Below are 20,537 nucleotides of genomic sequence, written 5' to 3' on the forward strand. Positions count from 1 at the left end.
TGCCGTGGATTGCTCAGGCCTTGGCGAACTGCAGGCCACCGAAATTCTGGATGGTGGGGATTTCGACTTTCGTGTTCGTGTCGGTCTGCGTAACCGGCGCCACCACGATGGACGGGCTGGCGAAGCCGCCACCGTAGGCAACATTTGCGTTACCCACATTGTAGTTGCTGCCGCCGCGTACAGCAGCGAGTTCTTCTTCCGACAGTTCTTCGGTATGCGAAATGTCTTTGATGATCATTGAGGACATGATAAATCTCCGTAAATTAGATGAATGCCTTGCTCGAAGAGCGCGCCGAAGGATTCAAGGTCTCAGCAGGCGCCGCTCTTCCATGCCGCGGACTGCTCAGGCCTTGGCAAACTGCAGGCCACCGAAATTCTGGATGGTAGGGATTTCGACCTTCGTGTTCGTGTCGGTCTGCGTAACCGGCGCTACTACGATGGACGGGCTGGCGAAGCCGCCGCCGTAGGCCAGATTCGCGTTACCCACGTTGTAGTTGCTGCCGCCGCGCACAGCGCAGAGCGCTTCTGCGGAAAGTTCTTCGGTATGCGAAAGGTCTTTGATGGTCAGTGAGGACATGATAAATCTCCGTAAGTTAGATGAATTACTCGCTAGAGGAGCGCGCCGAAGGATTTAAGGTCTCAGCAGGCGCAGCTCTTCCATGCCGTGGATTGCTCAGGCCTTGGCAAACTGCAGGCCACCGAAATTCTGGATGGTGGGGATGACGACCTTCGTTTCCGTGTCTGTCTGCGTAACCGGCGCCACCACGATGGACGGGCTGGCGAAGCCGCCGCCATACGCCGCGTTGAGGTTGCCGACGTTGTAGTTACTGCCGCCGCGCACAGCGCAGAGTGCTTCTGCAGAAAGTTCTTCGGTATGCGAAAGGTCTTTGATCGTCAGTGAGGCCATGATAAATCTCCGTACATGAAAGGCTGTTTGGGAAGGAGCACTTTTTGTTGCGCTCGCAGCTACATATGCACGGGGCGTGCCAGGCGTTGCCGACGCGTCGAATGAGCGATCTAAGTATTTGAAAATTAGAGGGAATTTTAGTTTCCCGCCGGCGTCTCATACGTGCCGGCAGAAAGTCTGGAGAACAACGATGTCTGAGCGCAGCAAACAGTTTTTCGGCCGGTGTCTGCTCAGGCCAAACAGGACTGCGCTGGATTGATGCTGGCCGCCCGAACTGTCGCCCGAGCCGCATAAACGCTAGTGTGAGCGGACCTGCCTCGCCCGCTCATGTCGCCTGTTTCTATTACACGCTCTGTGACAGTTGACCAAGCAGCCTGTCGAGACGCCCGGATTCCTCAGCCGCCACCAGATCGTCGAAGCCACCCACATGGGTCAGGCCGATATAGATCTGCGGCACCGTGCGGCGACCTGTTCGCTCAGCAAGCGCCAACGCCGCGGCACGGTCGCCCTCGATGCTGATCTCGTTGAACTTGACGCCTTTGTCATTCAGCAGGACTTTTGCAGCCATGCAATAGGGGCAAGTGGGCTTGGTATAGATCGTTACAGTGTTCATGATTGTCACCATCCAATGGGAATTGCGTGACCGAACTATAAAAGTCACCCCTTTTCGCGGGAATGGCGCAGCGGCTCATCAAGATGCTCATTCGTCTCAATGTGCGAGCGACGATGCAAACGCGGCATGCCTGTGCACGCCGCCTGCAGGTCGGCAAGAAGGGAATTGCGACGGTAGGTGCCGCCAGCGAACCGGCTTACGCGGCGTCGACGTTGCCGCCCGAGGCCCGGTAGCGCGCCGGCGTCACGCCGATGAGACGCTTGAAGATGCGTTGAAACGCCGCGTCGGACTGGTAGCCGACCATCTCGCCGATCTCCGCTACGGCAAGACCCGACTCAAGGAGTTTCCGACCCGCCAGGGTCATACGCACCTCCGTCAGGACGTCGGTCGCGGAGCGGCCAATCGCTTCCTGAAACTGGCGGACAAAAGTGGCCCGCGACATATTGCAGAGCGACGCAAACTGATCGAGCGTCCACGGCGTCGCAGGCGACTCGAACATGGCCGAAACCGCCGGTTGCAGGCGCGGCCGGCCGGCGAGCGCCAGCAATCCGTGGGGCGCCTCGGGCCCTGTACTCGCAAAGCGCAGCGTCAAGGCAAACAGTGCGGCGGACAGATGGCTGACCAGCGTTGCACTGCCTGGTCCTTCATCCGTGGCCTCTTCCCGCATCAGCTCGATCAGCCGCGCAAGCCGGGTGTCGGCTAACGCAGCGGGCGATGCGCCGCCGTCGATCTCACCCCGCCCTGGCTGATGGAATGCACCACGCACCACGAGGCGCCCGGGCAAGTGATCGCGCAGCAAACGGTCGGGGACTGCGCCAACCAGGAACCGGCCGCACAGTATGTCGGCCTGCGCCCCGGTCCCTTCGTTTTCCGCCACGAGTAGCGACACATTGCGCCGTTCGATCATCGGCGAGGCCGACTCGCCGCTGCCATCGTGGATACGGTGCGCGCCACCGGCGGGAAACAGGATGATGTCGCCCGGTACGAGTTTTTCCGGCGCACCGCTTCCGTATTCAAGCACGGCCTGACCGGAAAGCAGCACGTGGTAGGGAATCTCACGCACGGCGGCATTCTCTTGAGCAATCGCCCACGGTGCGCCGAAGTGGCAGCGCACGTCCAGACGTCCGCTGACGGGGATAAGGGCAAGGACTCGACTGAGCAGATCCATTTGAGCCGTTTGAGCAGATTCTTGCGTCGATTGAGGATTCGCGCGCCGCGCGCCGCGACTTAAAGTGGCTGTAACGCGAGCAACGGGATTCTACCTGAGCTCCGGCGGGCACCGGGCGTCGATGCCCGGGCCGCGATCCTTTACAGCACATGTCCTTTCGAGGAAGCCATGCAGACCATTCAAACTGATGTCGCTATTATCGGTGCCGGCAGTGCCGGGTTACCCGCGTATCGCGCGGCCAAGGCAGCGGGCGTGTCCGCCCTGCTGATCGAAGGTGGACCGCACGGCACGACCTGTGCGCGGGTGGGCTGTATGCCTTCCAAGTTGCTGATCGCAGCCGCCGAAGCGGCACACGCCGCAGCGCATACGGCACCGTTCGGCGTGCATGTGGACGGTGTGATCCGGATCGACGGGCGCGAAGTCATGCAGCGCGTCAAGAGTGAGCGGGATCGCCTTGTCGGCTTCGTCATCGATAGCGTGAATTCCATCCCCTCTGGTGACAAGCTGAGCGGATATGCGCGCTTTATCGACAATGGCTTGCTGGAGGTGGGTGGCCATACCCTTGTGCGGGCGCGCAGCATTGTGATCGCGACCGGATCGTCGCCCGTGATCCCGCCGCAGTATCGCGCTTTGGGCGACCGTGCAATCGTGAACGACGATGTGTTCGAATGGTCCGACCTGCCGCGCAAGATCGCCGTAGTGGGCGCCGGCGTGATTGGCATCGAACTGGGACAGGCGCTCGCGCATCTCGGGGTGGACGTGACGGTGATCGGCGCGCGCGGCCGGGTCGGTCCGCTCACAGATCCCGTCATCAAGGCGTATGCCGAGCAGACTTTCAGGAAGTCGTTTCGCTTTGAGGCGCGGGCAACCGTCGAAAGCGTGGTCCGTGAAGGAGACGAAGTGCATATCGGCTTCCGCAACGAGGCGGGGGCGCTCATTCATGACACGTTCGACTATGTGCTCGTCACTGCGGGGCGCAAGCCGAATTTCGATCGGCTGGCACTGGAAAACACCTCGCTGGTACTCGATGATCAAGGGGTGCCTGTCTACGATCCGTTGACGCTGCAAGCCGGCAAGCATCCCGTCTTCATCGCGGGCGATGCAAACGGCGTCCTGCCGCTGCTGCACGAAGCCGCGGATGAAGGCCGTGCGGCAGGCGCGAATGCCGCGCGCTTTCCCCATGTCACACCGTTGATCCGGCGCGCGCCGATCTCCGTCCTGTTCTCCGACCCGGGCATCGCGATGGTGGGCGCCCGCCATGGCGATCTCAAGCCGGGTACATTTGCAACTGGCGAAGTGAGCTTCGAAGACCAGGGACGCAGTCGTGTGATGTTGAAGAACACCGGCCTGATGCACGTGTATGTGGACCGGCAAAGCAGGCAATTTCTAGGCGCGGAGTGGATCGGACCGGACGCCGAGCATATTGCTCACCTGCTCGCATGGGCACTGCAAATGAAGCTGACGGTCGACACGATGCTGGAGATGCCGTTCTACCATCCGGTGGTCGAGGAAGGGTTGCGCACCGCACTGCGCAATGCGGTGGCAGCTTTGCAAGCCGCAGAGCTACAAGCCGCCTGATAGAACGTGCACAAAAGGCGCCGATGCGGCTACGCATGGGCGCCTTTTTTACCGCCGGGCCGGTTTGACTATTCGAAGCCCAGCCGGTGACTGAGAATGGGCGCACAGAACAGCGCGACGATACAGCCGCCCGCCCTGCCCTCGAACTTTGCCACGCCGTCGCTATACGTACCGAAGAATGGAGTGAGCATCTCGAGCAGCGGCGGTACGCAATACAACGCCGCTAGCGCAATGAAGCATTTCTCCACGAGCGAAATGCGCCAGTCTTTTTCTACGGCAACCGCACCGGCGATGACGCGTAGCGCACCGAATACCACGAGGGCGCCAACCGCCTCTTGTTCCCGGATCACGTAGTTTGGGACAAATACGTCCATACCGTTGCGTCTATGACGACGTTTTTATTTAATCAACAATGGCAATCTGAAAACGCGCCATCAGCCGTTTACAAGTTCGGCGTCAATCATAGTGGAGATTGAACCGGCGTGGAACCCGAAGATCGTCAATGCAAAATCACCCACGTGTCATGGTTCCGGGCCGCGGCTCGTTTCGTGGGTTCTAAAGCCCAAGCCGAGCATGCTGCATGCGTCGATCGCCATGGATCGTAATTGCGCCTCGGCGACCTGGCCCGTCAGCGCGCATCCCATTCCGCGACTCCCCCAGTAAAACGTGCTGCGATTGCCGTCACGGAACAGCCGGAATGCCGTCGCGTCCCGTGGAACCGCCGCGACGTACATCGTCAGCCGGGCGCCCGCGCTGTCCTGATACATGAATTGCGCGGCCGGCCCGGACTCGCCGGGCAACAGCCGTCCGCCGATCAGCACGTAGCCGTATTCCCGAAGCGAAGGCACCGACAAGTGCCGGTCGAGGCGCCGCGACAACCAGGCGACCAGTTGATCGCGTTGCGCCGCCGTGACCTCCACAGGATGGCTTGGGTCCGGCGCATATACCGCAAATGCGATGTCGGCGCGCTCCGCGAATACGGTGGGATCGGCCGCAAAAATCGCCGGCACCCAACCGGCAGACGAGCCGAGCGCCACGCCCATCGCCATGCAAAAGGCCGCCACGCCTACCGGCCGCCAGCGCCACGGGCGACGGCGCACCACAATACAGCGCGCCGCGTCTCGCTGGTCTGCAAACAATATCGTCAGCGCTGCTTTTTGCGCGCGGTAATCGGCCACGCGTGTGGCCGCGCCGGGCTCGACGGTCAGCCGGATCAGCGTGGCCGCACGCTCCGTGGCGGACAGTTCATTGTCGGCATACGCCGATAACGGCAACAAATCCGGGCCGTCCAGGCCTCGCTTGCTCCGGTCACTATCGTCATTCATAGCTTGTTTGAGACTACCCCGACCTGCCGCCGCATGACGGCGCAATGCCGCGCGCCGGCCATCACCCCCATGCGGCAGCGCCCGACGCGACAGGCGACGGCATGCAGTAGCAACACCGTGAATAAACGTATGGCCGGCCCGCTCTATTCCAGCCGGGCCAAATTCGACCACGGCACAACGTTCGAAAGCGCGGCATTGGCGCGTGGGTCAGAGCGGTTCCATCGCGACGTCCCCAGCGGAATGGCTGTGGCTGGAGGCGGGAGAACGGGCGCGAAACAGCGCGGTGAACTGTTCCGCGGGGAGAGGGCGCGAGAAAAGATAGCCCTGTCCGGTCTGGCAGGACCATTCCCGCAGAAGCCGTGCCTGCTCACTCGTTTCAATCCCCTCCGCCGTCACGGACAGTCCAAGCGACTGTGCCATGGAGATGACGGCTCGAACAATGGCGTCGTCTTCGGCACTCGTACCAATGCCCTGCACGAAGGATCGATCGATCTTCAGCACATCCAGCGGCAGCTTGCGCAGGTAACTGAGCGATGAGTAACCGGTCCCGAAGTCATCGATTGCAATCGTTACGCCAAAATCCTTCAGTTTGCGCAGCGTCTCGATGCTCTTTTCCGTATCCCGCATGATGAGACCTTCCGTGACCTCCAGTTTCAGCGAGGCCGCGTCGATATGCGCTTTGCGCAATGCCGCCGCCACGTCGTCAACCAGGTGGGGGTCGTCGAACTGCCCGGGCGAGAGATTGACGCTGATCTGCAATGGAGGCTCTGTCGGAAACTCCCGCTGCCAGCGGGCCACCTGCTGGCAAGCCTGTTCGAGTACGTAGCGCCCCAGCGAAACGATCAGGCCGCTTTCTTCAGCAATTGCAATGAACTCGGAGGGCGGCAACAAGCCACGAGTCGGATGCTGCCATCTCACCAGGGCTTCCATTTCGCGGAACCCTTCGGCCTGCAGCTGCATGATCGGCTGGAAGTGCACGCGCAGTTCATCATGCTCGATTGCAAAGCGCAGGTCCGTTTCGATCTCCAGCTTTTTGACAGCCTCAGCGTGCATGTTCTCTTCGAACACCACATAACGGCCCTTGCCGCCATTCTTGGCCCGGTACATGGCAACGTCGGCGTCGCGCAATAACGTGTCGACGTCGCCGCGGCCACGGCCGGCGTGCGCAAATGCCAGTCCGACACTCGCGCCGACGATGTACTGTTTGTCGTCGAGATCGAACGGCTGGCTGAACTGCGCGAGGATGTTGTCCGCCACCAGGGTCCCTTCGCTCGTCGCTTCGCTTCCCAGGTGTTCCAGCAGGACGACGAACTCGTCGCCGCCTAGCCGCGCAACCGTGTCGGCCGGGCGAACACATCCTTCGAGGCGCCTCGCCGCCGCGATCAGCAACCGGTCTCCCGCGTGATGTCCGAGACTGTCGTTCACGCGTTTGAAATTGTCCAGGTCGATGAACACGACGCCGATCATCGCATTGCGGCGCCGCGCGCGCGCCTCGGCCTGGCTAATCCGATCCAGCAGCAGGGCGCGGTTCGGTAACGAGGTGAGCGTGTCGTAGAAGGCTCTTCGCGCGAGTTGCTCTTCGAAGTTCTTTCGTTCGGTGGTGTCGCTCGCCGTTGCCACGATCGCGCCGACCGCCGGTTCGTCCAGCAGATTCGTCAAGGTCAGCTGGATATAGCGCCAGGCGTCCTTCTCGCCGCGCGTACGGATCTCGATGGAGCGGGTGGATCGAGCCGTCGCCGACACGGTTTCCAGCAAGCCCTGCAGCGTGGGGCGGTCAGAAGGATGGATCGGGTCGAACAGACTGGTGCCGATCAGCCGGCCCATGTTGTTCAACGGATCGGGTCTTTGGGTCGGCGCCTCGTAAGTCACGATGCCGTTGACATCGGAGACGAGGATCGCATCCGAGGTATTGGCGACCAGCGCCTGCAGCCGCTGTTCGCTCGTGCGCAGGGCGTCCTGGGCCGCCGCGTCGACGTTCTTGCGAATCCGCCGCAGCATCTGCAGAAACAGCAGCGTGAGTCCCACGCCGATCGCCAGCACCACGGGGGTCGATATCAGCACGATCCGCTGCACGGCGACGAGCCGGTCGAGTTGCCGCGTCGCGTCGTCGCGATGCCGCGCAGCCGCGGCGAGCACCTGGTGCTCGATCGCGTCGAAGAGCGGATCGGCCGAGTCCTCGTCGATTGCGTTGGCTCTCGCGATGTCGTGCGCATCGACGGCGCCGAACATCGGCCTGGCGAACGATCGATACTTCGCGTGCTTCTGCAGCAGGCCGAGCAGCATCGTGCTGCTGCCGGGTTCAAGCGCCAGCGCCTGCTTCAGCGCAGCATCCAGTGACGCGCCGGCCTCGCTGTGCTCCCGCAGGACTTCCGGGCGCGGGTCCAGGAAGTACTTGCGTTCGGCCGATTCCTCCCATGCAACGTCGTAGCGGGCTTCCTCGAAAGCTTTATCCGCCTCGTTGGCCGCCTGCGCGGCAAAGCCGGCGCTCAGGCTTTCATAGGCGCCCCAGAAGGCCAGAAGCGGCACGCTCAGCAGCACCACCACGAGTCCCAATACGGCCGTGCGCCGCGCGGGAAGCACGTTCAACGAGGTTTGCCCAGGCTGGTCCGCGCCCGTGCGGCTTCGCCACGAATAACGACGCGTTGGAGTACCTGTCTGACTGGTCACGATTGCTCCGATTTGGAACGGCACGTCGACGGCGTGATCGGTCCGGGCAGGCCCGGACCACGCTTTGCCGGATCATCGCTAGTTAACGGCACGCTCTGGTTTTTCTAAAGAGCTCGCGTGAGTGGATTGCAGTGGGTGGTGCGTCGCCCCGCAAGAGCCTACGGGTAAGCCATACCCATGCCCAGGCGTCAAGACGGGGGAGTTTGTGAAGGCAGGTGTGTGAGTGGCGGCCACCGGCCGCCGTGCGGCGGAAAGGGCCTAGCCGATATGCGCGGCGGCGCCCATCACGTCATAGCCGACGAACAGCTGGCGCACGGCCTGCGCATCGGCACAGGCGTGCAGCTGCTCACGGAAATGATGATCGCAGAAGCGCTGCGCGACGTCGGCCAGCAGGCGCAGGTGCGTACTGTTGGCCCATTGCGGCACCAGCAGCACGACCAGGTCACTTACCGGCCTGCCATCCGGCGCGTCGAAGGGAATCGGCGCGGCCGGCCGCACATATAACGCCAATGCCTGGCGCAACCCCTTGATTTGCCCGTGCGGAACCGCCACGCCTTGGCCCAGCCCAGTCGAGCCCAGCGCTTCGCGCGCCGCGAGACCCGCCGTCACGGTCGCCGCCGACAACCCGTGGTGTTGCTCGAAGAAGCGGCCCAGTTCGTCGAACAGCGCCTGCCGGTTCCCGGCGTGCACGCCGAGCAGCACATGCTCCGGGGAAATCAGCTGTGCGAGAGCGTCGCCGGCTTCCGCAGGGGTTTCCTCCGGCTGACCGGAAAGGTCGGCACGCGGCGCCGGCTCGGCATGCATCAGTCCGCGCCAGACGTCCGTCGGTGCTTCGGGGACTTCGAACAATTGCCCCACTTCAGCCGCCGGAGCCAGATGCGCGACGCGCTGCAGCGCGCCGTTCAGCGCCGCTTTCGGCAGATAGAGCGAGAGCCGCACCCGGCCGGTGCCGGGCAGCGGCGCGATGCGGATCGTCCACGGTTGATCGCCACAGTCGCGGATCAGTGCCTGGCGCAATGGCGTGGCATGTTGCTCGTCGAGCGTGACGTGCATGATCACGTTGCGCCCCGCCGTGGGACGCGATGCGCGTTGAAGCGGGGCTTTGCGTGCGGCGAAGAGCGCTCGTACGCTCGCCATCGGGTGTGTCATATCACCACCGGATTAAATTTCTTACCGTCAGGCTACACAATCCCGCGTTAAAGCGGGGTAAAAATCACGGGCAATTGTGTGCAACAGCACCCGTGCAAGCGCGACCTCAAGGTCCCGGCGCGTTGCCAGCGTGGCCCTTGTCCTCTTCACGCGCCCGCGCCTGCGCGGCCTCCGTTCTGGATTGTTCGGCAACGAGGAGCAACGTACGCGTAAAGAAGCAACCCATGACCGCGGACAGGATGATGAAAATCGCGGCCGCGTCAACCAGCAGGCCGAGGCGCACAAAAATGAAGAAGCAGCACACGACATTGAGCAGATGCAGGAACACGCCGAGCACCGTGGAAGCCTTGGGGACAGCCCGGATGAATGTCGCAAAGCGCGATCGGGTACGGGGTACATACCAGATGATCAGCAATCCGAACGTCATGATGAAGGCGCTTTCCGCCCATTTCAGCCACGTGGGTCGGCGCAGAAAGCGTCCCTCGACAATCGTCTCGATGACTTGCGCCTGAATCTCGATACCCGGCACCAGTTCCCCCAGCGCGGTCGTGCGCATGTCGGTCACGCCCGTGCCGGTCAGGCCGACCAGCACCAGCTTGCCCCGGATCCGTTCCGGATCGACCGTGCCTTGCAGGATGTCGCGTGCCGACACGTAGCGGTTCAGCGTCGAACGTATGGACGCGAAGTGCAACCAGATGTCGCCGCCGGGTTGCGTCGGCACCTGCACATCGGCGACCCCCACCGCTTCTACGCCCGCTGTGTCCGCATAGACGTCGATCGCCGATGATTCCGTGGCGAGGCGCAGCATTTCCATTGGCAGACTGGGCACCAGTTTGTCCCGCAAGCCCAGGATGAGGGGAATGTGCCGGACCACGCCCTGTTCCAGAGAGACGCTCAGCATGGCCTGTCCGTGCGCCGCCGCCTGCAATTCCGGCAGGCTCGCGAGCACGAACTCGAAGCGTTGCACGTGGTCCAGCGGGTCGGTGCCATGCACGAGGATTGGCGCGCTGCGCAGATCGGTACTGGCGGCGAAGGTGTCATGATCGAGCGCCGCGGCACCCAGGATCGTCGGCGCGGCGCGCAGCGATCTGGCGAGAATGGCTTCGTGACTAGGCAGCTCGCGTAAGCCGGCGGCGAGATCCGCCGCCGTTTTCGGCAGATTGGCGGCGACCTTGTCGGGCGAGGTCTGATCCGGTTCCGGCATGTAGATGTCGAGACCGATTGCCAGTGGCTTCAGTGCTGCAATGGCATCGATCAGGCCCGCGAGCCGGTTGCGCGGCCAGGGCCATTGACCGACCGTCGCCAGCGTCTCCTCATCAATCTCGACAATGGTGACGGGCTGAGCCGTCGGCTTGCGTGGAAAGCGCCGCTGATACTGGTCGAACAGAAGTTGCCGGGCGCTTCTAAAGGAGTCGGGGAGCGCCTCGTTCAGCGCGTCCACGAAGGCCGGCCGGGGAATGTCGCTCGGCCATTCGCTGGACAGGTTGAGCAGGCTCAGGCCGAGCAGCACCGCCAGCGCCACCGGACGCCCCTGGGCTGTCCTCAGCAGATTCCTGATCCGGGCAACCCACAGGTCGTAATAGCGTTTCATCAAGGGAAAGGCCATGCCGCATCGCTGGACCGCGCCGTCATTGGATGGTGATGACTGCGCGCCGGTTCATGCGATTGGGAACGCCGTCTGCCGTCGGCACCAGGGGCTCGCGCTTGCCCCGGCCAGCGGTCTCTATCTGGCGCGCCGGAACGCCCTGTTTGATCAGGAACGAGGCGACCGTCTGCGCCCGCTGCATCGACAGCCGGTCGTCGAACTCCTGCGAGCCGGCCAGATCGGTGTGACCGACCACCACCACCTCGGGCGCAGGCCAGCTTGCCAGCACGGCTTTGAGCTTTTTGACCGTGTCGGCCGACCCCGGGGCCAGGTCGGTTGCGGAGTCGAACAGAAAGAAAATCGTGAATGTCACGGGGCGCGGTGGCCGTGCCGCGAGTAGCTCGCCATAGCGGGCCTGTACGGCGGTCTGGCTATCCATGGTTGTTTCGATGGCGCCACTTTGGCTGACGTCGACGCCGGCGTAAGCCTTGTCGATGGTCTGCTCGCTCGTGGCGCTGTGGACGATGACCGCGCCGACCTTGCCCTCCGGGTCCGGCAACAGGATCACTCTGTCCGGGGGTGTGCTGCACCCGCACAGCAAAGCCAGCATGACGAAGGCCGCTGCCGGTGCCAGCCCGCGGCTTCCGAGTGCAGACTTCAACGTGCGCCCCCTTCTTTATCGCCGACCTCGATGATGAACTCGGTACCGCGCACGCCCAGCGTCGTGGTCGGTGTGCTGAAACGGACGGCATCCGGATTCGCCTTCGCCAGCTTGCCGGAAATCACCGCCAGCGAACCGCGTTTGACACTGGCGTCGAGCACGCCGTCATGGGTCGTGGTATTGAACGCGAATTTGTTCAGCTCGAGGATCGTATTGGCGCCGGCCGAGAGTTGCGTGCTGTCACGCAGCGTGATTCCCACGGAAGACTGCGGACCGGTCACGATACGATCGTTGCCGTACACCTCGCTGCCGATGGCCGCGCCCGAATTTCCCGCAGCCCGCTCGATCTGCACCGAACCCTTGACGGTCTTGACGACACCGGCGGCGTCGGTGGCTCGCTCGTCGGCGACAGCCGTGCTCCCGCACGCAAGAATCAAGGCATAGCTGATGGCTTGAAGACGCATCGGTGGCACCTGCTTGCGTAAACGCTGCGTTGCGCCGGGTAGCGCGGCTCGGCGAGGCCGGCCTGGTGTTGTTACACGTGGTCATTCCCCGACTGCTCGGGGAGCTGGGGCGTGCGAAGGATCTGCAGGAATATTACTCTCAGAAGCACGCTGGAGGCGCTTCTGCGGTATTCAGCAGAATATTGCCGCGCCGCAGATGACTCTGTGCGTTTCCCCGCATTTCGCCGGCAGTCGGTCGACTTCCCCAGCGCCCGATCCTGTCGGGCGGCGGCCTCATATGACTCCGCGTGCCTTGCAGGAGGGGCGATGCAATCGTGGAGAAAGGCTCGCCTACTGCTTGCCCGCCGCGAGTTGCTGGTTGCGCTCGGAGAGGAACTGGATCAGCCCGTCCACGCCGCTTTGCTGGATCTTGTCGCTGAACTGTTGCCGATAGGTCTGGATCAGCCAGACCCCAAGCACATTCAGGTCATACAGGCGCCAGCCCTGTGGCGTGCTGTACAACCGGTAGTCGATCTCGGCCGGCTCGCCGTTCCTCATGGCAATGGTGCGCACCACCACGTCGGTATCGGACGGCGCAACGTGGATCGGCGGGTATTCGATCTGCTGGTCCGGACGGAGCTGACCGATCGCGCCCGAATAGGTATGGATCAGCAGCATCTTGAACTGTTCGACCAGTTGCTGTTGCTGCGCCGGCGTTGCCGTGCGCCAGTAGCGCCCCATCGCGAGCGACGTGGTGCGGTGGAAATCGGTGTAAGGAAGAATGTCCCGGTCCACGATATCCATGATGCGGGGAATATCGTCCGGCTCGATCGCCTTGGCGCGCACCTCGTCGAGTATCTGCTGCGTCGCAGTCTTGATCAGAACCTGCGGGTCCGATTGGTCCACTGCCGCAGACGCGGGCGCACCGAACGAGAACAATGCTGCGCAAAGAGTCACTAGAAAAAAGGTTTTCATCTGCAGAATCCTGGCTGATTGCATGGGCGTGACGCCCGGCAAGTATCCTCCATCTGGCCCGAACGTGTCGCGTACGCAGACGGGCGTAGCCTTGCCGTGCCTGGAACCTCTACTTCGGCTTACAAAACAGGCCATCAGGTGCCACAAAACCGTAAAAGCCATCAAAGATTTGCGAAAACACTAAGACCCCCATAGAAAGAATTTGCCATCCCGCGCGCCCATAATTTTTATACTGGGGCTTCGCACGAGCGGCGCTACCGTGTTTTAAACCCAGCCCATTTGGAGAACCTATATGAGCGATAGCTCAAAATTGAAGACCCCTGCGAGACTGACGGACCAGGCTCGCGAAGAGATCGCGGTCGGACTCACGACACTTCTCGCTGATGTGTTCACCGTTTTTATCAAAACCAAAAACTTCCATTGGCACGTGAGCGGCGCGCACTTTCGCGACTATCACCTGCTCCTCGACGAACAGGCCGCAGCGCTGTTTGCGATCACCGACCCGATTGCCGAGCGGGCACGCAAGCTCGGCGCGACCACGCTGCGCTCAATCGGACAACTTGCATCGCTTAAGCGGATCGCCGAAAACGAGCAGGATTTCGTGCGCCCGGTGAACATGCTAGACGAGTTACGTGACGATAATCTGGCGCTGATCGGACATATGCACGAGCTTCACGACGTGTGCGATGAGAACGGCGATATCGCCACGGCGAGCCTGCTGGAAGACTGGATCGATGAAGCCGACGAACGCGTCTGGTTCCTGACCGAAACTGCACGTGCCGCCTGAACGGGTGCCGGGTGCAAGCGGCGATCGCCTCGACCAGGGTCCGGCAACAGCGTCGAACGGCTCTTTCTTCAGTTCGGCCGCAATAAAATCGACAAATGCGCGACCGGCCATCCGGGTGGTGCGCCCCATCGGGAAATAAGCATGCACGGGCATGCTCGGCCATTTTCCAGTCGGGCAGCAAGCGCGCCCGCGGTGTCGTTAGTCGAGAGATGGGTATGGGCGCGAAGCTGCCCGAACCGCGCATGACGCCACAGGAACTCGTCATTGACGCATTGTCGAGACGGTCGTCCCGCCGGCTCTGCTGCGGCCCGACCCGGCACAAGGAGCACATGATCCGGCCTGACGCCGCCCGTGCGCGTCGACAACCTGCACGCGGGCGGCACGACCTCCCGTCATTGCGACGATGTCGTAGTCAGCGCTGCCTGCGCACGCTGCAGCCATTCGCGGTTGTGCTCCCTCGCGTGGCGCGGCCAGTGCCTCGCGTCCTGGACGATCTCTCCATACAGGCTGCGAGCCCGCTCGCGATCCGCCGCGTCTGATTGCCCGGCCAGCCAGTCGGCGTAGAGGCAACGGGGAGCCGCGTCGCTTGCGCAGGCAAGCGCCTGCTCGAACGCCGCGCGCGTGTCGGACGCATTGAGCGCGGCCCGAGTCTGCGCATGGAGCAAGGCCGGTTCGGGCTGCCGGCGCGCCTGCGGATCCGCAGCGAACAGGCGCGATAAGGCAGCATCTGCCGCCACGTGGTTACCGACAGCGAACTGCGCCCGCGCGAGGCCCAATAGCAGCGCCGGGTCAGTGGCGAAGGGGCCGTTCGCGGCCGCCTCATAGTGCTGGAGCGCTTCGCCGGCGTTGCCGGCTGCCAGCAAGGCCGCGCCGAGGCGCATGCGGTGCGCGACGGTGGGCGCGCGGTCAAAATCGGAGCGCGCCTCGCGCACGGCGCGGTTCGGGTCGACCAGTTGCGTGATGGTCCGCGCAGCCGCGCGCGCGCCGCGCGACTCGCGCAGGCCCGGCAGATAGATGGCAAAGAAATACACCAGGCTGCCCAGCATCGGAAAGGCAAACAGGATCAACAGCCAGTAGATGTTCTGCCGGGTGCGCACCGCGTGCACGGCAAAAAAGATCGCGATAATGACGTGAAAACCAATTCCAAGGTATGGCATGTGCATCGCCTTAAAGGTTCAAGGCCGAGGCGCGACGGTGGATTTGCTGATTCGCGGGTTTCAAAACCGTAATCAACACGTCAGCTCCGGGTCAGGGTCGAAAGTTCAGCATGGGGGCATAGTCTAGCGGACCAGGCGCGCAGACCGATCCCGGTGCCGCGCCGCGTATGCGAATTGGGGAACGAGACGTCATGCAAGCCGTCAAGGCAACGACCGGCCGGTTCGACGAGTCAGCCCGATGCAGCATGAGCATGGTCAACTCAGCGTACGCTTTTCCTCATCTGGCTACAGGAGGTTCGACATGAAACTGGAGACCGCCGCTTTTGTGCGACTGCGCCGGCTTGCCCCGGTTCTCGATGATGTATTGAACGCTGGCGAGGTCGAGCATGCAGATCAGGCCATGAGCCTGGCTTTACTTGCGCAACTGTGTTCGCAGCTATTCGAGGCATACCATTGCCGGTACCCGGGCGACATTGCGCAAGTGCAACTGACGAACTGTACGTCCCGTGGGGTAACGCGTTCTTCAACAGAAACCTGCGCGCCGTGGGCGGATTGATTCTTTCACAACGGTGTAACCGCTGCTGAACCGCAAGAGGTATATTCCTTCGCATCCGCTCAGGAATATCCCCATTCTTTACCGCTCAATAACTGGCGACCTCGATCACGGCATCGGCAAACGCCTTGGGCGCTTCCTGCGGCAAATTGTGACCAATGCCGCCGGTGACCGTCCGGTGCGTGTACTTCCCGGCGAACTTGCCGCGATATACCGCGGGGTCCGGATGCGGCGCGCCGTTGGCGTCGCCTTCAAGAGTGATTGTCGGTACCGTGATTGCCGGGCCGGCGGACAACTTCTTCTCCAGCTCATCGTATTGCGGATCGCCCGCTGCAAGACCGAGTCGCCAGCGATAGTTATGAATGACGATGGCGACGTGATCCGGGTTATCAAAAGATGCGGCACTGCGTTCGAACGTGGCGTCGTCGAAATTCCATTTCGGCGATGCCGTCTCCCAGATCAGCCTCGCAAAATCGCGCCGATATTTCTCGTAGCCGGCCCGGCCGCGTTCGGTGGCGAAGTAGAACTGATACCACCACTCATGTTCATTGGTCGGCTTTAACGGAACCCCAACGGTGTTGAGGTTGGTCACGAGATAGCCGCTCACTGAAACCAGCGCCTTGACGCGCTCCGGATGCAGCAACGAAATGATGCAAGCGTTGCGCGCGCCCCAGTCAAACCCGCCGAAGATGGCCTTGTCGATCTTGAGCGCGTCCATCAAGGCCACCGTATCGAGCGCTACGACCAGTTCCTGCGCGTTGCGGAAGGTCTGATCCGAAAGGAAGCGCGTCGTGCCGTAGCCGCGACCGTACGGGACGATCACCCTGTATCCCGCGGCTGCGAGCAAGGGAGCAACGTCAACGAAGCTGTAGATGTCGTACGGCCAGCCATGCAGCAGGATGACGACAGGACCATCGTGTGGACCCGCCTCGGCATAGCCAATGTTTAAAACCCCTGCGTCGACCTGTTTGATCGTGTCGAACGAAGCACTGGACATTGGCACCTTTGCGATTGACGCAAGCGGCGTGGCGCCAGACTGTGCATGAGCGAGTCCTGTCAAGGTCAGTTGGGCTGCGCCGATGCCGATCGCTGCCGTCCCAAGCAGACGGCGGCGGCGCAGGTTGATCTCGTCCGACATGTGTACTTCTCCTTGTTGAGGTTAGCTTAAAGTGCATGAATGCCATTCGTTTGCATAACGAACGATAATGGATTCAATCTAAATAAGGTCTCGCAACCTGACAGCCTGATGCTTTGACAACAGCCGGTGTCATACGCCACGGCTTCACGTCGCACAGTTTTCCCAAAAGATCAGGATCATTTATAGCCGAGGTGGCACGCCGGATTGTGTCGCAACGTATCTGAATGATCCCCAGACACAAAATATTGCTTAATTGTCCGATCGCAGAGACACCACGGCATTCCATTCACCGGTGATGCGGTCACAGCGTCTGGAAAATTGCCCGCCTGCGTGACCTAAGCGCAGGTACAGGTCAAGGCGGTATCGCTGCCAAGCTGAAAAATCCAGGCGCGCTGCCATTTGCAAACCGCGTTGCAGTCCGCAACTACACGGTCTGGATCAGCACCGTACGGCCGCTCCGCTCGAAGCGCATAATGCAATGAGTCGACTGGCGGCCAGCGCCGCGACCGTGAACTGCGTTCCAGATTTTGAGGCATGGAGTAAAGAAGCGCCGTGGCGACAGGCAGCGCGGTCGCGGAACGTATCTTGCTGCCGGAAGACCTGTGCCGCTGCCATGCGTCGGCCATGCCATCCGCATACGCGCAATCAATGGCGACGCTTGAGGCAGCCTTATTTCATCCACAAGAGAAAGGAGGGATTCATGACCGTAGTGTTCTCCGGACGGCGCGAAGTCGTGGCCGCATCGCGCGTTGTTTTCGAGGCTCTTGTTGACGGCAAAGACATCTGGTGCAGTGTTTCGGCCGATGCACTGGATGATCACTTTGGTAATCGGGGCCGACTGCCTGCAGAGTTGCTACGCACTTTCGAGGCCAACCGGGTCACGATCGAAGATGCGGCGACACGCGTGCTCGAGCGCAGCGGAGCCCGTTCTGTGGAACTGGAAACCGCTGACTTTCACTAATGCTGCGGCCGCGGGCGCGAGTGCGTCCGCGGCGTGAAATGCGTGAAATGAGCGTACGGTACCCGCAGCAAACCAGGTATCCAGCCTCTTAAGCGCTCACCACTTCGGCGATAGAAGACGCCACGTAAGCGACGTTTGCGTCATTCAGTCCCGCGACGCACATCCGCCCCGAGCGCAGCAAATAAACGCCATAGTCGCTGCGTAGCCTGTCTACCTGCAGCTCCGAGAGTCCTGTGTAAGTGAACATGCCGTGCTGTGCCAGATAGCGCGCTCGCATGACCTCGTCGACCCGGCCCTCCAGCCCCGCGTGAATGGCATGACGCATGGCGAGAATGCGCTCGCGCATCCCGCTCAATTCGACTTCCCACTGCTGGTGCAATGCCGGGTCGCCTAGCACGCCGGCAACCAGTTTCGCGCCATGCGTGGCCGGACTACTGTAGTTCGCGCGAACCGTAGACATCAGTTGCCCGAGCACGCGCCCGGCTTCGTCCGCGCTCGCACATACGATGCTCAGCGTGCCGCAACGCTCGCCATACAGCGAGAAATTCTTCGAGAAGGAACTGGCGACGATCAGCGGTATGTCAGCCTGCGCCAGCAACCCGATGCAGGCCGCATCTTCAGCGAGTCCCGCGCCGAAACCCTGATAGGCCATGTCCACAAAAGCGATCAATTCACGACGCTGCAATACGGGAACCAGCTCGGCCCATTGCCCGGCGTTCAGATCAACACCGGTCGGATTATGGCAACACGCGTGCAGCAACACGATGCTTCTTGCCGGCAGACGGTCGAGCGCCGCCAGCATTTCCGCGAATCGCAGGCCGCCGGTCAGCTCGTCGTAGTACGGATAGGTGTTGACCGAGAGGCCCGCGCCCTCGAACACGACCCGGTGATTTTCCCAGCTCGGGTCGCTGATCCACACCTGTGAAGCCGGGAAATAGCGCTTCAGGAAATCGGCGCCAACCTTCAAGGCACCTGACCCGCCCACGGTTTGTAAAGTAGCCACACGGTTTGTCTTGCGCACTTCGGATTCCTGACCGAATACAAGCGCCTGGGCGGCGGCCCGATAGTCGGCGAGTCCGGACATCGGGAGGTATGGACGCGGCGCGCGGATATCGAGCAACCCGACCTCCGCTTTACGCACGGAATCCAGCATCGGCAGCTTGCCGTCGGCATCGAAATAGATACCAATGCTCAGATTGACCTTGTTCGTACGGGGATCCAGCTGGAAATCCTCGTTCAGACTCAGAATAGGATCGCCCGGATAGGCGGGGATATGTTCGAACATCACAAGCTCCTGGGTGTTGTTGGCGAACCGGTCGCGGTTGCCAAAGCTGCTCTATCGTCCCCACGTCGTTCATGACATACCGTTCGCGCCAGTTGCCGGAGCCAACGATGAACAGGATCGACCTCTACACGGGGATGCCACATCTGCGATATCGTAATCTCCCCGGTCCTCACCGGCAGCTCAAAGGCGTGCATGGCGACAAATGCAGCGGTGGATGCGGGCAATTCGTGCTGTTCCGACTGATTGCCGAGAAGAGATGCGGGCACCAGCGCTATGAGGTCAGAGGCTCGCGCCACAGCGAGCGCCGCGGGAAAACTCGGCACGACCGCGACGATCGTTCGCTCCAGCCCTGATGCAGCCAGCGCCTCATCCACCGGTCCGCGGGCGCGACCGCGTCGTGTAGCGACCACATGACCGAAGGCAGTGTACTGTTCAGCCGTTACCTCGCGCTGCGTCGCAAGCGGATGACCCGGTCTGACGACGCCTACGAAGCGATCCCGGAACAACGCCTGAACACGCACCTCCGGCCCCATTTCGCCCAGCACACCGATTTCAAGGTCAGCGGAGCCGTCTCGCAGATACGCCGCCGTCTTCTCCAGCTTCGGCACAAAGCGCAAACACACCCGTGGGGCGGCCGCGGTCGCCGCGGCGATCAGTGAAGCGCCAAAGGCCTCCACAAAGCCGTCATTGGCGCGAATAGTGAAGGTTCGCTGCAAGGTTGAAAAATCTGGTTGCACCGATGAGGGACGCAGGACGGCACGTGCCTCTTGAACCGCATTTTGAGTGCGTTGACGCAACGCCTGCGCATGAGGCGTCAATACCATAGCGCGGCCGGCCCGAACCAATAACGGGTCGCCGGTCGCCTCGCGAAGCCGGCTCAAGGTTCGGCTCATTGCCGACGGGCTCAGTCCCAGTCGGCGCGCAGCACCGGCCACGCTGCCGTCGGCAAGCAATACGTCGAGCGCAATGAGCAAATTCAAATCGGGTTCTGGCATGCCTGATCGTAGCATTATCCGGCATGGCGTTTGATGCAGGTTATGAGTGCAACTGCTGCGTCTTCCGCCATACCTCTCACGTCGATATATTCAATGGACCGACTCGTGAGCGAACGGCGGGCACCTCGAAGCCGCGTTCCATCGGGTTTCACCCATAGGGAGCGACTCATGCAAGACTACTCTGCGCAGAAAACCGTCCTTCTCATCGGCGCATCGCGTGGCCTCGGGTTCGCAATGGTCGAGGAATACCTCAAGCGCGGCTGGCGAGTGATTGCCACCGGACGCGATGGCTCAACGGAAAAGCTGCGCCAACTCTCGGAACGCAGCCGGGGGACGCTGGAAGTTGAAACGGTCGATATCACGATTACCGACCAGGTCGCCGCGTTATACCGCCGCCTGAAAGATCGACGACTGGATGTGCTTTTCGTCAATGCGGGCGTCAAGAATGACGATCGTGAAACGATCGCCGATGTCTCGACCGAAGAGTTTGTACGCGTCATGGTGACGAACGCGTTGAGCCCGATGCGGATCATCGAGGTGTTTAAGGACCTTGTGCAGCCGGCCGGAACGATCGGAGTCATGTCGTCCGG

At 61.9% G+C, this 20,537-nt stretch carries 22 protein-coding genes; 5 read left to right on the forward strand and 17 right to left on the reverse strand.

The window, feature by feature from the left end; genetic code table 11:
- Positions 1-13 precede the first annotated feature (13 nt).
- The 5 genes from VGH41_RS05770 to VGH41_RS05790 form a co-directional block, all read right to left on the reverse strand.
- Complete coding sequence (locus VGH41_RS05770) at positions 14-247, reverse strand: hypothetical protein (protein ID WP_331596385.1); 234 nt, start codon at positions 245-247, stop codon at positions 14-16.
- A gap of 96 nt (positions 248-343) precedes the next feature.
- Positions 344-577: a hypothetical protein gene (locus VGH41_RS05775; RefSeq protein ID WP_331596386.1), complete on the reverse strand. Its 234-nt coding sequence runs from the start codon at positions 575-577 to the stop codon at positions 344-346.
- A gap of 96 nt (positions 578-673) precedes the next feature.
- Positions 674-907, reverse strand: a complete 234-nt coding sequence (locus VGH41_RS05780; protein WP_331596387.1) for a hypothetical protein — start codon at positions 905-907, stop codon at positions 674-676.
- Positions 908-1,250: 343 nt separating this feature from the next.
- The gene (gene grxC, locus VGH41_RS05785) at positions 1,251-1,520 is read right to left on the reverse strand and encodes a glutaredoxin 3 (RefSeq protein WP_331596388.1); all 270 of its coding nucleotides are present in this window, start codon (positions 1,518-1,520) and stop codon (positions 1,251-1,253) included.
- 196 nt (positions 1,521-1,716) lie between these two features.
- Positions 1,717-2,688 (reverse strand): AraC family transcriptional regulator, encoded by a 972-nt coding sequence (locus VGH41_RS05790; RefSeq protein WP_331596389.1) that lies wholly within the window; start codon positions 2,686-2,688, stop codon positions 1,717-1,719.
- 168 nt (positions 2,689-2,856) lie between these two features.
- Between VGH41_RS05790 and VGH41_RS05795 the strand changes: the two genes are divergently transcribed.
- A complete protein-coding gene (locus VGH41_RS05795; protein ID WP_331596390.1) occupies positions 2,857-4,266 on the forward strand; it encodes a dihydrolipoyl dehydrogenase in 1,410 nt (469 codons plus the stop codon).
- Positions 4,267-4,334: 68 nt separating this feature from the next.
- On the opposite strand, the gene VGH41_RS05800 is transcribed toward VGH41_RS05795, so the two are convergent.
- The 8 genes from VGH41_RS05800 to VGH41_RS05835 all read right to left on the reverse strand — a co-directional run bounded on the left by VGH41_RS05800 (position 4,335) and on the right by VGH41_RS05835 (position 13,071).
- Positions 4,335-4,640, reverse strand: a complete 306-nt coding sequence (locus VGH41_RS05800) for a hypothetical protein (RefSeq protein WP_331596391.1) — start codon at positions 4,638-4,640, stop codon at positions 4,335-4,337.
- Positions 4,641-4,787: 147 nt separating this feature from the next.
- On the reverse strand, positions 4,788-5,591 hold the full coding sequence (locus tag VGH41_RS05805) for an anti-sigma factor (protein ID WP_331596393.1): 804 nt from the start codon (positions 5,589-5,591) through the stop codon (positions 4,788-4,790).
- Between the two features lie 207 nt (positions 5,592-5,798).
- Positions 5,799-8,258 carry a putative bifunctional diguanylate cyclase/phosphodiesterase gene (locus VGH41_RS05810; RefSeq protein ID WP_331596394.1) on the reverse strand — a complete coding sequence of 820 codons (2,460 nt, stop codon included), beginning with the start codon at positions 8,256-8,258 and terminating at the stop codon, positions 5,799-5,801.
- A 258-nt stretch (positions 8,259-8,516) separates the two neighbouring features.
- A complete protein-coding gene (locus tag VGH41_RS05815) occupies positions 8,517-9,407 on the reverse strand; it encodes a PTS sugar transporter subunit IIA (RefSeq protein ID WP_331596395.1) in 891 nt (296 codons plus the stop codon).
- Positions 9,408-9,513: 106 nt separating this feature from the next.
- Positions 9,514-11,013 carry a CHASE2 domain-containing protein gene (locus VGH41_RS05820; RefSeq protein WP_331596396.1) on the reverse strand — a complete coding sequence of 500 codons (1,500 nt, stop codon included), beginning with the start codon at positions 11,011-11,013 and terminating at the stop codon, positions 9,514-9,516.
- 22 nt (positions 11,014-11,035) lie between these two features.
- Complete coding sequence (locus VGH41_RS05825) at positions 11,036-11,653, reverse strand: OmpA family protein (RefSeq protein WP_331596397.1); 618 nt, start codon at positions 11,651-11,653, stop codon at positions 11,036-11,038.
- Complete coding sequence (locus VGH41_RS05830; RefSeq protein ID WP_331596398.1) at positions 11,650-12,117, reverse strand: FecR family protein; 468 nt, start codon at positions 12,115-12,117, stop codon at positions 11,650-11,652. The genes VGH41_RS05825 and VGH41_RS05830 overlap by 4 nt, the downstream gene beginning before the upstream one ends.
- Positions 12,118-12,447: 330 nt before the next feature.
- A complete protein-coding gene (locus VGH41_RS05835) occupies positions 12,448-13,071 on the reverse strand; it encodes an ABC transporter substrate-binding protein (protein WP_331596410.1) in 624 nt (207 codons plus the stop codon).
- A 292-nt stretch (positions 13,072-13,363) separates the two neighbouring features.
- Between VGH41_RS05835 and VGH41_RS05840 the strand changes: the two genes are divergently transcribed.
- Complete coding sequence (locus tag VGH41_RS05840) at positions 13,364-13,858, forward strand: DNA starvation/stationary phase protection protein (protein ID WP_331596399.1); 495 nt, start codon at positions 13,364-13,366, stop codon at positions 13,856-13,858.
- A 392-nt stretch (positions 13,859-14,250) separates the two neighbouring features.
- Here VGH41_RS05840 and VGH41_RS05845 read toward each other — a convergent pair whose 3' ends face one another.
- Positions 14,251-15,015, reverse strand: a complete 765-nt coding sequence (locus VGH41_RS05845; RefSeq protein WP_331596400.1) for a tetratricopeptide repeat protein — start codon at positions 15,013-15,015, stop codon at positions 14,251-14,253.
- 301 nt (positions 15,016-15,316) lie between these two features.
- Between VGH41_RS05845 and VGH41_RS05850 the strand changes: the two genes are divergently transcribed.
- Complete coding sequence (locus VGH41_RS05850) at positions 15,317-15,571, forward strand: hypothetical protein (protein WP_331596401.1); 255 nt, start codon at positions 15,317-15,319, stop codon at positions 15,569-15,571.
- An 85-nt stretch (positions 15,572-15,656) separates the two neighbouring features.
- On the opposite strand, the gene VGH41_RS05855 is transcribed toward VGH41_RS05850, so the two are convergent.
- A complete protein-coding gene (locus VGH41_RS05855; RefSeq protein WP_331596402.1) occupies positions 15,657-16,706 on the reverse strand; it encodes an alpha/beta hydrolase in 1,050 nt (349 codons plus the stop codon).
- A 700-nt stretch (positions 16,707-17,406) separates the two neighbouring features.
- Between VGH41_RS05855 and VGH41_RS05860 the strand changes: the two genes are divergently transcribed.
- Entirely contained in the window at positions 17,407-17,667 is a 261-nt protein-coding gene (locus tag VGH41_RS05860) for a DUF1488 domain-containing protein (protein ID WP_331596403.1), read from the forward strand.
- A gap of 88 nt (positions 17,668-17,755) precedes the next feature.
- Here VGH41_RS05860 and VGH41_RS05865 read toward each other — a convergent pair whose 3' ends face one another.
- Positions 17,756-18,952, reverse strand: a complete 1,197-nt coding sequence (locus VGH41_RS05865) for an amino acid aminotransferase (protein ID WP_331596405.1) — start codon at positions 18,950-18,952, stop codon at positions 17,756-17,758.
- On the reverse strand, positions 18,952-19,947 hold the full coding sequence (locus VGH41_RS05870) for a LysR family transcriptional regulator (RefSeq protein WP_331596406.1): 996 nt from the start codon (positions 19,945-19,947) through the stop codon (positions 18,952-18,954). The genes VGH41_RS05865 and VGH41_RS05870 overlap by 1 nt, the downstream gene beginning before the upstream one ends.
- A gap of 168 nt (positions 19,948-20,115) precedes the next feature.
- On the opposite strand from VGH41_RS05870, the gene VGH41_RS05875 reads away from it, so the two are divergent.
- Positions 20,116-20,537 (forward strand): SDR family NAD(P)-dependent oxidoreductase (locus tag VGH41_RS05875; protein WP_331596407.1); only part of this gene is annotated, 422 nt, incomplete at its 3' end.

This window comes from Paraburkholderia sp. (genome assembly GCF_036488795.1).
GTDB lineage: Bacteria > Pseudomonadota > Gammaproteobacteria > Burkholderiales > Burkholderiaceae > Paraburkholderia.

Excerpts from the sequence above, each read along its gene's own strand:
- VGH41_RS05770 (WP_331596385.1), bottom strand. The coding sequence starts at position 247 with ATGTCCTCAATGATCATCAAAGACATTTCGCATACCGAAGAACTGTCG.
- VGH41_RS05775 (WP_331596386.1), bottom strand. The coding sequence starts at position 577 with ATGTCCTCACTGACCATCAAAGACCTTTCGCATACCGAAGAACTTTCC.
- VGH41_RS05780 (WP_331596387.1), bottom strand. The coding sequence starts at position 907 with ATGGCCTCACTGACGATCAAAGACCTTTCGCATACCGAAGAACTTTCT.
- grxC (WP_331596388.1), bottom strand. The coding sequence starts at position 1,520 with ATGAACACTGTAACGATCTATACCAAGCCCACTTGCCCCTATTGCATG.
- VGH41_RS05790 (WP_331596389.1), bottom strand. The coding sequence starts at position 2,688 with ATGGATCTGCTCAGTCGAGTCCTTGCCCTTATCCCCGTCAGCGGACGT.
- VGH41_RS05795 (WP_331596390.1), top strand. The coding sequence starts at position 2,857 with ATGCAGACCATTCAAACTGATGTCGCTATTATCGGTGCCGGCAGTGCC.
- VGH41_RS05800 (WP_331596391.1), bottom strand. The coding sequence starts at position 4,640 with ATGGACGTATTTGTCCCAAACTACGTGATCCGGGAACAAGAGGCGGTT.
- VGH41_RS05805 (WP_331596393.1), bottom strand. The coding sequence starts at position 5,591 with ATGAATGACGATAGTGACCGGAGCAAGCGAGGCCTGGACGGCCCGGAT.
- VGH41_RS05815 (WP_331596395.1), bottom strand. The coding sequence starts at position 9,407 with ATGACACACCCGATGGCGAGCGTACGAGCGCTCTTCGCCGCACGCAAA.
- VGH41_RS05820 (WP_331596396.1), bottom strand. The coding sequence starts at position 11,013 with ATGGCCTTTCCCTTGATGAAACGCTATTACGACCTGTGGGTTGCCCGG.
- VGH41_RS05830 (WP_331596398.1), bottom strand. The coding sequence starts at position 12,117 with ATGCGTCTTCAAGCCATCAGCTATGCCTTGATTCTTGCGTGCGGGAGC.
- VGH41_RS05835 (WP_331596410.1), bottom strand. The coding sequence starts at position 13,071 with ATGAAAACCTTTTTTCTAGTGACTCTTTGCGCAGCATTGTTCTCGTTC.
- VGH41_RS05840 (WP_331596399.1), top strand. The coding sequence starts at position 13,364 with ATGAGCGATAGCTCAAAATTGAAGACCCCTGCGAGACTGACGGACCAG.
- VGH41_RS05845 (WP_331596400.1), bottom strand. The coding sequence starts at position 15,015 with ATGCCATACCTTGGAATTGGTTTTCACGTCATTATCGCGATCTTTTTT.
- VGH41_RS05850 (WP_331596401.1), top strand. The coding sequence starts at position 15,317 with ATGAAACTGGAGACCGCCGCTTTTGTGCGACTGCGCCGGCTTGCCCCG.
- VGH41_RS05855 (WP_331596402.1), bottom strand. The coding sequence starts at position 16,706 with ATGTCGGACGAGATCAACCTGCGCCGCCGCCGTCTGCTTGGGACGGCA.
- VGH41_RS05860 (WP_331596403.1), top strand. The coding sequence starts at position 17,407 with ATGACCGTAGTGTTCTCCGGACGGCGCGAAGTCGTGGCCGCATCGCGC.
- VGH41_RS05865 (WP_331596405.1), bottom strand. The coding sequence starts at position 18,952 with ATGTTCGAACATATCCCCGCCTATCCGGGCGATCCTATTCTGAGTCTG.
- VGH41_RS05870 (WP_331596406.1), bottom strand. The coding sequence starts at position 19,947 with ATGCCAGAACCCGATTTGAATTTGCTCATTGCGCTCGACGTATTGCTT.